At 39.1% G+C, this 11,981-nt stretch carries 12 protein-coding genes and 1 riboswitch; of the genes, 1 reads left to right on the top strand and 11 read right to left on the bottom strand.

The features are described from left to right. Positions 1-22 precede the first annotated feature (22 nt). Positions 23-235 carry a hypothetical protein gene (locus BW964_RS16100; protein ID WP_076508685.1) on the top strand — a complete coding sequence of 71 codons (213 nt, stop codon included), beginning with the start codon at positions 23-25 and terminating at the stop codon, positions 233-235. Between the two features lie 56 nt (positions 236-291). Here BW964_RS16100 and BW964_RS16095 read toward each other — a convergent pair whose 3' ends face one another. The 11 genes from BW964_RS16095 to BW964_RS16045 form a co-directional block, all read right to left on the bottom strand. After that, a complete protein-coding gene (locus BW964_RS16095) occupies positions 292-1,584 on the bottom strand; it encodes an MFS transporter (RefSeq protein WP_076508683.1) in 1,293 nt (430 codons plus the stop codon). Positions 1,585-1,605: 21 nt separating this feature from the next. Further along, positions 1,606-3,018, bottom strand: coding sequence for a porin (locus BW964_RS16090; protein ID WP_123911996.1), 1,413 nt, complete (start codon positions 3,016-3,018; stop codon positions 1,606-1,608). A 102-nt stretch (positions 3,019-3,120) separates the two neighbouring features. Then, complete coding sequence (locus BW964_RS16085; protein WP_076508679.1) at positions 3,121-4,389, bottom strand: sensor histidine kinase; 1,269 nt, start codon at positions 4,387-4,389, stop codon at positions 3,121-3,123. Continuing rightward, positions 4,386-5,063: a response regulator transcription factor gene (locus tag BW964_RS16080; RefSeq protein WP_076508678.1), complete on the bottom strand. Its 678-nt coding sequence runs from the start codon at positions 5,061-5,063 to the stop codon at positions 4,386-4,388. The genes BW964_RS16085 and BW964_RS16080 overlap by 4 nt, the downstream gene beginning before the upstream one ends. Before the next feature lie 92 nt (positions 5,064-5,155). Beyond that, a complete protein-coding gene (locus tag BW964_RS16075) occupies positions 5,156-5,917 on the bottom strand; it encodes a DUF3575 domain-containing protein (protein WP_076508676.1) in 762 nt (253 codons plus the stop codon). Between the two features lie 263 nt (positions 5,918-6,180). Continuing rightward, positions 6,181-7,176, bottom strand: a complete 996-nt coding sequence (locus tag BW964_RS16070) for a T9SS type A sorting domain-containing protein (RefSeq protein WP_076508674.1) — start codon at positions 7,174-7,176, stop codon at positions 6,181-6,183. A 133-nt stretch (positions 7,177-7,309) separates the two neighbouring features. Next, positions 7,310-7,954 carry a 3,4-dihydroxy-2-butanone-4-phosphate synthase gene (gene ribB, locus BW964_RS16065; protein ID WP_076508673.1) on the bottom strand — a complete coding sequence of 215 codons (645 nt, stop codon included), beginning with the start codon at positions 7,952-7,954 and terminating at the stop codon, positions 7,310-7,312. A 90-nt stretch (positions 7,955-8,044) separates the two neighbouring features. Then, positions 8,045-8,170: riboswitch (FMN riboswitch) on the bottom strand. Between the two features lie 171 nt (positions 8,171-8,341). Next, positions 8,342-9,100 (bottom strand): SMI1/KNR4 family protein, encoded by a 759-nt coding sequence (locus tag BW964_RS16060; protein ID WP_076508996.1) that lies wholly within the window; start codon positions 9,098-9,100, stop codon positions 8,342-8,344. An 11-nt stretch (positions 9,101-9,111) separates the two neighbouring features. Further along, entirely contained in the window at positions 9,112-9,780 is a 669-nt protein-coding gene (locus tag BW964_RS16055) for a DUF4272 domain-containing protein (protein ID WP_076508671.1), read from the bottom strand. Positions 9,781-9,795: 15 nt separating this feature from the next. Further along, positions 9,796-10,575, bottom strand: a complete 780-nt coding sequence (locus tag BW964_RS16050; RefSeq protein WP_076508670.1) for an alpha/beta fold hydrolase — start codon at positions 10,573-10,575, stop codon at positions 9,796-9,798. Positions 10,576-10,717: 142 nt separating this feature from the next. Then, positions 10,718-11,962 carry a hypothetical protein gene (locus BW964_RS16045; protein WP_076508668.1) on the bottom strand — a complete coding sequence of 415 codons (1,245 nt, stop codon included), beginning with the start codon at positions 11,960-11,962 and terminating at the stop codon, positions 10,718-10,720. Positions 11,963-11,981: the final 19 nt, after the last annotated feature.

The raw sequence follows: 11,981 nt of genomic DNA, 5'->3' as shown, positions 1-11,981 counted from the left end.
TAACTAAAATCCAAAAATATAAATGAGTGATATACAAGATGAATTTAAAGTCTTTAAAGACGAGCTGAAAAAACTGAATATCGATGTACAGAAAGTAGTGAAAGTAGGAAACGGAAGCATGGATTTCCACGAGGTTTTTTACAAGTCACCAAGATACCAGGACGTGAAGAGTGTATATGTCCAGCGCCATAATCTGGATAGTATGGTGGAGAAATTTAAAAAAGCTTACCACTAAAAATAAAACGGGGCGCCGCAGAGAATCTGCGGCGCCCCGTTTTTATACTTAGTTTATTAATCTTTATCCAGTGACGAGTTGTCCTTGGTATCCTTCATTCCGGCATAGACAATGAGAGAAAATAAAATACATCCGGTGATGTACCAGTAAAAATATTGCTCGGTTCCTGCCTGTTTGAACCAGAGAGCCACATACTCAGCCGTTCCCCCGAAAATAGCGACCGTAAGAGCGTACGGAAGACCGACTCCCAGAGCCCGAATTTCAGAAGGAAAGAGTTCTGCTTTTACAACAGCGTTAATAGAAGTGTAACCGCTTACAATAATCAGGGCTGCCATAATCAGGAAAAATGCAGTCCACATCGAAGTGGTGGTACTTAAAGCCGTTAAAAGCGGAACTGTACAAAGGGTACCGAGAATTCCAAAACCTAAAAGCAATGGTCTTCTGCCGATCTTATCAGACAACGCTCCGAATACAGGCTGCAGACAGGCAAATATAAACAATGAAATAAATGAGATCAGGGTAGATTGCTCTTTGGTAAGGTGAACCGTATTGACCAGAAACTTCTGCATATACGTTGTGTAGGTGTAAAAAGCCAGGGTTCCGCCTAAAGTCAGACCGATCACGGTAAGCAGTGCTTTAGGATGCTTGAGAAGTTCAGTCACAGTTCCTTTTTTCTTGTCACTTATCTCTTTTTTGTTTTCAAAAGCTTCGGTTTCATGCAGGTTAGCCCTTAGGTATAAAGCAATCACAGACAGCAATGCTCCGATCACAAATGGAATTCTCCAGCCCCATTCTTCAAGCTGAGCCTCCGTTAAAAGTAATTTCTGTAAAATCAACTGAATTCCCAGTGCAATAAGCTGCCCGCCTATAAGCGTTACATACTGGAAGCTTGAATAAAAACCTCTCCGGTTCTCGGATGCCATTTCACTGAGGTATGTCGCGGAAACACCATATTCCCCGCCAACACTTAATCCTTGTAATAATCTGGCAATTAATAATAATGCAGGCGCTAAAATTCCGATGGTCTTGTAAGTTGGAGTAAGAGCGATAAGAAGGGAACCGAACGACATCAGAAGTACAGAAAGAGTCATTGCTTTTTTTCTACCGATCTTATCCGCAATACTTCCGAATATCCATCCGCCGATAGGTCTCATCAGAAATCCAACCGCAAAAATTCCTGCAGTATTCATCAGCTGTGCATTCAGGTCAGAATCAGGGAAAAACGAATTGGAAAAGTAAATGGCAAAAGCCGCATAGGCATACCAGTCGTACCATTCCACGAGGTTTCCTACGGAACCACCCACAATGGCTTTGATCCTTTGAGCAGTTGTAATTTGAGTAGTATTCATATAAGTAAGATATTAAATTTTTTAAAGTACGATTTGAAAAGCCAGTAAAAATTCCCCTTTTCTGTCAAAAATTGTTTTGGATGTGATATCATAGAGGGGTCTTCTGCTATATTGAGCAACGATTCTTGCATTTTGACCATACAGATAAAGACTGGCTCCCACATCATAATAACTCCCGTTTTGTTTAAGCGCTTTCATGTCTTTAAGCGCATAATTGAAGAAGGGCTGCACCTTCAGAATTTTACTGAATTTCGGAAGGACAAAGCCTACCTGCGAAAACCAGATATTTCCTGTTCCCATCAGAATTCTGTTGTTTCCTGCTCCTTCCAGTGCTTTTTGTCCCGTAAAGTCTGCATTGGAAGTTCCGGGATTTAAAAGACCACTCACTCTTAAATAATCAGGACCGTAATTATAATGGTAGTACACGGAATACAGTGTAAGTCCCATTTCTTTACTTTTATCCCCTAATGGAAGTTCAGTATACACATCTGCTCCAAAAACATTGACATCATGAGATTCAAAAATATTTTCTGACGGCTGAGACTGGGTTCCTTCTTTATTGGTATAAAAACCTGCTCCCAGGTTCAGAACTTTTTTAGTGGCTAAATTATTTCCGGGCAGAAAAGACGTTACGGTCGTTTCCTTGGTAAAGAACTGATAAAAGGCATATCCGGAGTAAGACAGTTTCCCGCTTTGATTATTGTCTACCGCTGCACCTCCCACAGCAGGTTTTAAATTGGTAGCAAAAGGTTTGTTGACACTGAAACGGTAATTAATACGATCCAGCTCTCCATGGACAAAAATTCCTAATTGTCTGGAAAACTGATCGGCAATTTCTATGGTTGGAAAATTAAAAACAGGAATATCACCGGCAAGCATTTTAGTAGTACTGGCATTGGTGAGCCTGCTTACTCCATTCCATGAATGCAGTCCTGCTCCTAAATAGAGATTGTTTTTATTCGGCTTTCCTGTCTGAAAATCATTTCTTGGAATAATGGCGAATTCATTGTAAGCATCATGAAAAAAGAAAGGCGCTTTTTTTCCGGCCCCACTGTTTCCTGTGCCCGTTCCGCCGCCTGAGATAAAACTCTGATTATTAATTCCCATCTGTAAAAACACAGAATAAAAAGGGGTCACCTGGCTCTGAATGGTTAATCTCATTCTCCGTATTCCGGCATCATAAGTCTGTTCCTGAGGAACGCCGTTCACCAGGGTTCCAGGGTTATTATCGATACTGCGCAACCAAATCTGGCTGGAAATACCAAATTTCAACCATTTGTCCCCTTTGGAGTTAAGATTTATTTTAAGCTCTCCTACCTCTAGAGGATTTTTTTCAGAAGAAACTTCTTCCATCGTTTTTTTTACACTCACGGTATCCTGACCGTACATACTTTGCATAACAGTTAAACTGAAAATAATTATTAATTTTTTCATTGGCGCTTTTGTTTGCACCTAAACAATACATAAATTCTGAAGAAATTCTGAAGTTTTCATGAAATTCAAATATTTGATGTTATGTTTTTGAATTTCAGTATTTTATTTTGTGAAATTGATCCTTATTGTATGCAGATTGTTTTCAAATTGATAGAATATTTCAGCGTCATAAATCTCCAAAATTTTCTTCACAAGGGCCAAACCGATTCCAATAGAGTTCTGATTGGGATTTCCGCGCTTGAATCTTTTGAACAATTCTTCAGTGGGAATGGACGGAGGATTTCCCGTATTGGAAATTTGCAAATAAGCTTCTGTAAGTACTAAAGAGATTTTTCCATTCTCTATATTGTGTCTTTTGGAATTATTGATGAGGTTGTTGACGACGATTGTTGCCAGATTTTTGTCAAAATTAAGATAGATGTCCTCCCGGATATCTTTTGTCACTGTAAGGTTCTGAATTTCAAAAATATCTTCAAAATAATAAAGTCTTTCCTGAAGTAAGTCAGAAAAATTGATCAGCTGTGAATCACTTTTTTCAAAATGTTCAAGTTTGGCGAGAAGAATAAGGGATTGATTGATCGATGAAAGCCTGTCCAGTTCATCATTCATCGAAGAAAGAGTGATGAGTTGGTTTTCCGAAAGTTCACTATCCATCAACAGTTCTATTTTTCCTTTGATGGAAGCCAGCGGTGTTTGCAGCTCGTGGGAAGTATTTTCCGAAAGTTCCTCCAAAAGATGATAATCTTTTTTGGAGCTTTCCGTCATTTTTAGCAAAAAGGTATTTAATGATTTAAATTCTTCGGTCTCTGTTGTCATCAGTTCCATGGAACGGTTCTCTCTCAGACTGAATTTCTTGATCTCGTCTATGGCATGGTAAAAAGGATCAAGAATTTTTTTAGACACCAGAATACTCACGATAATGGTAAGAATGATCAGAAAGACCATGATCCAGGCAATCACCATGATGATGCTCATCAGAAAATTATTTTCGATAATCGTAATGTATCTTACACTGGTGATGGCATATCTTTTATGATGAATGACAGGGTAGGTGGTCACGGTGATCCTGTTCATGTGGGACTGTATGCTTTTGTTCCAGATGTATTTTTCTTCAATAATTTTTTCCTTGATATTTTTAGACTCCATCGGAAGAATATTGACATGGGTTTGCCGGTGATGAAACTTTAAATAATCATAGGTGGAATCCTGCTCCAGTCTATGGGCGACATAGGTATTTAAATCTTCAAGTTTGAGAATAGCGGAACGCATCGTTGCCCTTTCAAAAGCAAAATAGAGAATTCCAAACCCTGTGATCAGTACAAAAAATACCAATACAGTGAATGCCCTTGCAAAACGGAAACTTAAATTCATTTATCGATCCATTTATAACCCAACCCGTAAACTGTCTGCAAATAATCTTTTCCACCCGCATCAATCACTTTTTTTCTTAAGTTTTTCAAATGCTGATAGACGAAGTCTACATTGTCAATGCTGTACGTATAATCACCCCAAAGATGACTTGCAATAGCCTGTTTGGAAAGCATCCTGTTCTGATTGTTGATAAAATAGATCAGCAGGTTCAGTTCTTTTTTGGTAAGGTTGATCAGTTGACCGTTGATTGTACATTCTTTAGATTCCAGATCGATTTTGATTTCATTGAAACTTAAAATGCGGTTGGCTTCCGGTGTTTTTCTTCTGAGAACTGCTTTTATTCTGGAGTGAAGCTCGGGTAAGGAAAATGGTTTGGTGATGTAATCATCGGCTCCGTCATCCAATCCTGTAAGTTTTGTATCTAAAGAATTTTTGGCTGAAACGATAATGACACTTGATCCGGGAGCGTAATTTTTAATGTGCTTCAAAATGTCCAGTCCGTTTCCATCGGGAAGCATCAGATCCAGAAGAATACAATCGTACTCGAAAAGTTCTATTTTTTCTAAAGCTTCTTTCGCATCACAAGCTACTTCACAGACGTAATCTTCCTTTTTAAGATAATCTGTGATATTGGCTGCAAGATCTTTATGGTCTTCTATGATGAGAATTTTCATGCGAAAGGATTAAACCGGATACAATAATATCCGGTTTAAAGATATAAAAAAACCGTTCAGAAAATCAAGAACGGAATTTTTTAATACTATTTTTAAAACCTGTATCCAATCGATAAGCCACTTCTGAAGCCTGCCCACGGCCCGTCTACTTTTACCTTAGCGCCATTGGCATTGGTTTCTACGCTGTAATCTACAAAAGGAATGTCCAGATTTTCAATTTCTTTTTTCAGCTGAGCCTGCATTTCCGGAGTCAGGACATAATCACTGGTCATCGTAAAGTCACCTTTTCCGCTTCCGTAATGAGCGCCTGCAATCCAGAAATCAAGGACCAGATTTTGGCTTCTGGTGAGGAAAAACTGTACGCCGACCATTAGTCCGCCACTATTTCCGCTGGTGCTTCCCTGCCCTTTAAGAGGGATTTGATAGGTATTTCCGTCGATAGCATTGTAGTCGTAATAGAAATCAAAGCTGTTGGAAGATACATCGGAATACCGGTAATACGGAGCAAAATAAAATCCTTTTCCGTAGCCTTTTCCAATATAAAATCGTGGCTCAATAGTGAAATTCGTAGCTTTTACCCGCAGGTTCTGAAATCTTTTCTCATCTTCATCTTTCAAAAAGGCATTAATGAAGGGGACTTTACCCTGTGTCATGGTTCCGAAACCTATATTCACTGAAAACCATTGATTAATTGCTCTTTCGTAAGACAGATTGATATTTCTGAATGCATACGCTGTAACGTTGGTCTTGATGATATTCATTTTATCAACGGGAACAGTCTGGACAGTCTGAATTTCCTGTGCGCCTGCTTCTGAAAGCAGGAAACAAGGGATTAGGATGAGGAGCTTTTTCATGATATGATATTTTGTGATGTATGAAGGTGTTAGCAAAAAACGGGCAAAAAGTTAATGATATTTCAATATGAATTGATTTTTAACTTAAAAATAATGATATTATTGATATTTGTGCTATTCTAATCGGTGAAATAGGGGTATTAAAAAAATAATTCGGTCAGCAAAGTGATAAACAGACGATGCTAAATCAGTGAAAGATGTACATTATTGTATGCAAAAAGCCGTCCTGAAGCAGGACGGCTTTCTTAGTTATGGATAAAAAATTATTTTTTAATCAATTTCACCGTTTCTGTTTTAGCATCTGTTCCGGAAACCTGTATAAAATAATTGGCTGTCGGAAGTTCAGAAATCTGTACTTTACCGGATTTCATATCTGATGTTTTGATCAGTTTTCCGTCTAAGGTGTAGATACTGGCCGTTGTATAGTTTTCGGTATTGCCTTTAAACCCGATGAAATCTTGGGCAGGATTAGGGTAGATGGTAAAATCTTCTTTCTTTGCGGTGCTGGCAACTGCTAAAGAGTTTTGGGCGATCATCTGTGCCCCGTTTGTCGTTTGGTTGATTCCGGCAAAAGCAACCACAATAGTTGCCTGAGTTGAGCTTAATACAGGAGATTTATAGGTGGAGTTATAGTAAGAGTAAGCAGTATTAGTAACAGTTCCTATAGGGAATGTGAAACTGGTGTCATTGGGAAGGTAAAGGTTAAAAGCCTGAACACTTTTGATTCTAAGAACATTCGTAAATGTAGTAGTACCTAAGAGCAATGTGCCGGAAGCATCTGCTGTAATGGTAATCGTTCCTCTGCATAATCCGTTGGCCGCGGATGAGGTGAAGGTCCCCTGTGCCTGATCTGTTTCTGTATACCCTAATGCTGCCGGATAACTGATGAAGGTTCCGTTGTTTGCCGATAAGTTAAGAGTCGCATCAGCAGTTATAAGCCCTGTTATTTCAAGTTTGGCAGCTGATGATTTATAGAAAACAGTGTTTCCTGCAGCAACCATTTTAAGTGTTGAACCCGGAAAAGTTGAAATTTCAGAAGCGGAGGGAGTGCTGTAGCTGGTAGGAGAGGCTGTACCTTGGGTAAGGCTGCCGTTGGCAAAAGTGGGAGTTCCTGTTGAGACCGTATTATTAACAGTTCCGTTAACATTATAATAATTCACAACATCACCGGCGGCAGGGTCATTAAATGCTTTGGTGATAATCGTTTGTGCGGAGCATAGGCCGAAAGCGCCAAACAAAAAAAGTACAGTTGTTTTCATGGTTTTATTTTTTACTAAGATAAATAAAATCAGCCATTAGTTTTTATGTTAACTTCTTTTTAATGAATTGTTTAAGTAAAAAAAGCCACCCGGTACAATCAGGTGGCTGTTCTGTGCGTTATCTATATTTTTTTTAGTTGCTCATGATTTTACGATAAGCGTAAATATCTTCAATCGTAACGACACTCATTTCTTTCTGAGATGCAAATTTCACGATTTCCGGTAGCCTTGCCATGGAACCGTCTTCATTCGTCAATTCACAAAGTACGGCATCGTCACCCAGATTGGCCATTTTCACCAGATCTACACTGCCTTCTGTATGGCCGCGTCTTTCAAAAACACCCCCTTCCTTCGCAATCAGCGGGAACACGTGTCCGGGGCTTGCGATATGAGCCGCCTGAGCATTTTCAGCTACGGCAGTCTTGATGGTTGTAACCCTGTCTTTTGCAGAAACACCGGATTCTACGCCTTCTTTAGCTTCTATAGAAATGGTGAATGCGGTCTGGTTTTTGGAATTGTTGGTTTCCACCATCGGACGCAGATTTAAATGTTTGCTTTTCTCTTCCGAAATGCACAGACAAACGATGCCGCTGCATTCCCGGATCAGAAGTGCCATGTCTTTTTCTGTAATGGTGGATGCGGGAAAGATGATATCGCCTTCGTTTTCACGGTTTTCATCATCTACTAAAAGAATACCTTTTCCCTGTTGTAGTTTTAGAAGTGCATTTTCTACACGTTCTGTGGAGGTCGCTCCAAATTGTTCTAATAATTTTTCCATGTTATTTTACTTTTAAAAGTTAAAATAGTCTTCGGTACATGGAAATGAAATACGGCACAATAAGCCCGTAAGGAATCTTACTGACCGTTTCATTTTCTTCTCCCATCCAGACTGTAACTGTCGGTTTTGGAATTTCACCAAATCAGTCCCTTCAAAAGAAAGGAGTCGCGGACTGTAACCGCCGGTAGGGAATTTCACCCTGCCCCGAAGAAAACTTATACTAAGTTTTACTGTATGTTCTGATTTAAAATTTTATTTCATTGATTATATTTAACGCACAGACCACAAATTTCGGGAAGTTTTTTGAATTGGAGAAGAAATTTTTGGAGGTATTGAGAGGTGGCTCCCATGAAACAAAAAAAATCACTCCGATCTGGAATAATTTTTTTAGGATTCGTATTCTTTTAAATAAGTCACTACTTTTCTCTCGATGAAATCAGATAATGAACTCGCAATTTTTATTACTTTAGGAGGCGCATTTTCATGGGCAAATACATAAATATTTTGATTCTCCAAACTGTACAGCAACTGATCTCCATCACCATATAACCAGAATTCTCCCAAGACGAAGTATTGTTTTTTTTGAATCGTTTCCGTACTTAATTCCTCAAAATCGATTTCTATACCTTCCAGTTTTAAGATAGATACATCTTGATACCAAGCGATCAGATCTTCTGGCAATTGGATAGAAAGTTCTTTTTCTTTGTTATGAATCAAATCCTTTGTTATCCCCGTTTCGATGAGGTCAGAGCTGCTGTATGAGCGGGTTAATTGTCTGAACAATTTCGGATAGCTGTTTTTTAAATATCCGAATTGATGTTCAACTTCTTTCTGAAGCTGTTTTTCTTTTTGTTTTTCGGCTTTGCAGAAATCATCAAATTCTTTCTCCCAACCTTTTTTATAAAGTTCAGAAAAAGGGGTATTGATGTTCATGGATTTTAACCAGTCAAAAGCGCCCAGCTGGCCGATGTAGGCATTGCGGATATCACTGAAACTTTCTTTAGTTTTTATTTTAAGAAAAGCAGTTCTCCCGCATATTTTTTCTACGACGTCTTTATGATCGTCAAACCAGTCCATCCATTCCTGTGCGGTGAGCTTACCTTCAGAAAGACTGAGGAATTTTTCAATAAGGTTTTGTAATACCATCTCTGAAACCATTAAGTATCACATGAAACATCATCCCAATCCTGGTCCATATAAGTGATCAGCCAGTTTAAGGCATAGTGTCTTTCATAAACGACACCAGAATCTATTGTTTCCATTTCAAGGTTATTGATCCGGGCATCCACACAGGCCCAGTCATATCTGTAGTACAGGTCAGCTGCATCGAGGATTTCAGATTTTGAACGAAGTTCATGCGGGACATGAATGAAGTCGTTAGGACCAATATCTCCGCCAATGGGATAGTTTTCGGCCGCAATATCATTTAAATCGCATAATTCATCAGGGAAAGGAAGGGTGTCTACTTTTTTCAATGCCCACAGTAAAACCCAGATGCATTCACACTTCCAGCTTTCTTGAGATTTCTTGTGTTCGGTGGGATCATTCAAAAAATCTTTTTCATCGGGAGTTACGTCTTCCCAAAGACCGCAGTCTTTCAGGTAATCTATCGCCTCTTTGGGTTCAATGGAATCAAAAGCAATAAGATTGGTAACCGCAAGAACGGTCACTCTTCTGGCTATTTCTTCAGGGGTCCGAAGGATCGTTTCCTCATCTGTTTCTATGTGGGGAAGGTTGAAATTAATTTTGATGTCTTGTTGTTTGAGAATTTCCTCACTTTTTTCTTTTCGTGAGCGTTCTTCTTTTTTTGTGAAAATATCGGCCATAATAAAGATGAATATTTAGACAAGTTCTTTGATTGTCTGTTCGAGTAACTGATTAAATTTCTCCGGATTTTCCAGCATCGGATAATGTCCTGTTCCTGCTATTTCAACGAAGTCGTAATCTTTTAAATATTTTCTGTTATTGTCTGCGTTCGTAGGCGAGTTATCTGAATTGATCGCTCTTACAGGCACCTGAACGTTTGAGGCGGCTTCTCTGAAATCTGTTTTGTACAAGGGTCTCAAGAGTTCTATGGCTGTTTCTGAGGTATTGTGAAGGAATTCATTCTGTAGTTTTTCTCTTACCTCAGGCGGTGTTTTTTCTGCAAAAAGATATTGGGGAAGAATGTTTTCAACTGCATTTTTAAAATCATTGCGGTAATGCACAAATAAATATTCCTCGGCCTGTTCATCCGTAAAGGTTTCATCAAGATCTTTCACTGTGTCTATTAAAATCAGAGCTTTTACCTGAGGGATTTTTAAAGAGGCTTCAAGAACGTACGCTCCCGACATCGAGTGTCCTACAAGAATGATCTCTTTTGAATCAAGCTGATCAGCAACGGCTTTGATATCATCTGAATAGGATTCGCTTGACCATTCTTTTCTGGAAGAGTCCGATTTTCCGTGGCCTGCAAGGCTCATCTGTACGATATGATATTGGTCTTTGAAGTATTCCTGCTGGCTGTTCCACCATTCTGCATTGCCGAGCCATCCATGTACAAACAGGATCGAAGGATTTCCTTCTCCGCTTTCTTTATAGTGAATATTCTGTCCGTCTGACGATTGTGCGTATTTTTCCATGAGTTATTTTTATCCCGATTTATACTGTTGCTTTTTGTGAAACTAAAAATACGAAAAGTACCGTGAATACGGCTGTGTTTTCTTCTTTTTACGTAATAAAAAACGCTCTGAAAACAGAACGTTTGAAAATTATTTTATGATTTTACCACTTCCAAATCTGCGGCTCCTCTTTCCAGATCAGCAGTCTGAACTCCTCATAAAGATTGGCGTTGCCGATACTGTGGGTATCTCTTCGGTCCTGATCCAATTGAAGTTTGTGTAAAATACCGGAATGGGCACCTACCCAAAGTGTTTTTCCATCGTCTGAAAGGGTCATTCCCGAGATGGTGGAGCCCAGAAAGTGCCTCCACAGCCGATTTCCTTTTTTATCAAATGATTTGATATATCCGTAAGCATCCCCTAAAATGTAGTAATCTTCAGTGGCTGTACCTGCATACACTCTCATTTCTTCATCAATAATGGTGTAATCATCACTTTCAGTGTAGGCTTCGATATCAGCCCCTATATACTGATCGGCATTGATTCCGATAGTAATTCCATTGTAAAAATGGCAGGAATTGGTGATCAGCTGGCTGTCATCTTTAGCAAACATACAAAAATGGGGATATGAAGATTGTGCTCCTACTGAACCTACAGTATTGCCTTCCGGATCTAAAATTCGGTGGTCATAACTTTGATCTCCCACCACGATATAGGAATTATCGTTGGAAAGTGCAGCATTTTCCATATCAATATCCGGTGTCCAGTCTTCTTCGTCGTCTTCATTGAGAGGATGGATGAGCTTTTCTTCACTTGTAGAAATCAGATAAATTCCGAATGAGGTAACCATAATGATTTTGCTTCCGTCATTGAATGGGATCAGCTCTGTAATTCCTGATTCTAAGGTTTGTTTCAAACGAAATTCGTTGATCAGTTCTCCGCCCCAACCTTTATAAATTGATATTTTATCATCAGTAGCAACAGCAAAGATATTGCCCTGTTTTGATTTTCCTACTGCCTGGATATTGTCGCCAAGCTTTGTTACCTGATCATGATCCAGCAGATAAGCATGTCTTTTTTCATAAGAAGTGCCGGTCATAAAAATGATCTTTTCACCAGAAATAAAGTGCAGCTGTTCGATACTTTGTGATCTGTTTTCCATCAAAGGAATGATCGGGGTGTGAGCCGGCAGAAATTCTGCTCTGAAGGTTTCCGTATCGCCGTTTTGGTTGGCTGTTTTAAGCAGGTTGAAAACAGTTTCGGCAAGATGAGACCTTGTATCTTCAGGTTCTTTGCCTTTCCAGTTTTCCCAGTCATTTTTTTCACCGAAATCAACCATTTCATTAATTTCTTTAGCATACTGTTCTCCTTTTGAGAACCATTCTTTCTGGATTGTCGTGTTTTGCATAATTGATGATTAATTATAG

It is taken from the genome of Chryseobacterium shigense, from assembly GCF_900156575.1.
Classification (GTDB): Bacteria; Bacteroidota; Bacteroidia; order Flavobacteriales; family Weeksellaceae; genus Chryseobacterium; species Chryseobacterium shigense.
Note: the sequence above shows the minus strand (reverse complement) of the source record. Positions and strands in the feature narration are given on the sequence as shown.

Coding starts and splice junctions, on each gene's coding strand:
- BW964_RS16060 (WP_076508996.1), bottom strand. CDS start 9,100: ATGGTATTACAAAACCTTATTGAAAAATTCCTCAGTCTTTCTGAAGGT.
- BW964_RS16045 (WP_076508668.1), bottom strand. CDS start 11,962: ATGCAAAACACGACAATCCAGAAAGAATGGTTCTCAAAAGGAGAACAG.
- BW964_RS16095 (WP_076508683.1), bottom strand. CDS start 1,584: ATGAATACTACTCAAATTACAACTGCTCAAAGGATCAAAGCCATTGTG.
- BW964_RS16085 (WP_076508679.1), bottom strand. CDS start 4,389: ATGAATTTAAGTTTCCGTTTTGCAAGGGCATTCACTGTATTGGTATTT.
- BW964_RS16050 (WP_076508670.1), bottom strand. CDS start 10,575: ATGGAAAAATACGCACAATCGTCAGACGGACAGAATATTCACTATAAA.
- BW964_RS16075 (WP_076508676.1), bottom strand. CDS start 5,917: ATGAAAAAGCTCCTCATCCTAATCCCTTGTTTCCTGCTTTCAGAAGCA.
- BW964_RS16055 (WP_076508671.1), bottom strand. CDS start 9,780: ATGGCCGATATTTTCACAAAAAAAGAAGAACGCTCACGAAAAGAAAAA.
- ribB (WP_076508673.1), bottom strand. CDS start 7,954: ATGGAAAAATTATTAGAACAATTTGGAGCGACCTCCACAGAACGTGTA.
- BW964_RS16100 (WP_076508685.1), top strand. CDS start 23: ATGAGTGATATACAAGATGAATTTAAAGTCTTTAAAGACGAGCTGAAA.
- BW964_RS16090 (WP_123911996.1), bottom strand. CDS start 3,018: ATGAAAAAATTAATAATTATTTTCAGTTTAACTGTTATGCAAAGTATG.
- BW964_RS16080 (WP_076508678.1), bottom strand. CDS start 5,063: ATGAAAATTCTCATCATAGAAGACCATAAAGATCTTGCAGCCAATATC.
- BW964_RS16070 (WP_076508674.1), bottom strand. CDS start 7,176: ATGAAAACAACTGTACTTTTTTTGTTTGGCGCTTTCGGCCTATGCTCC.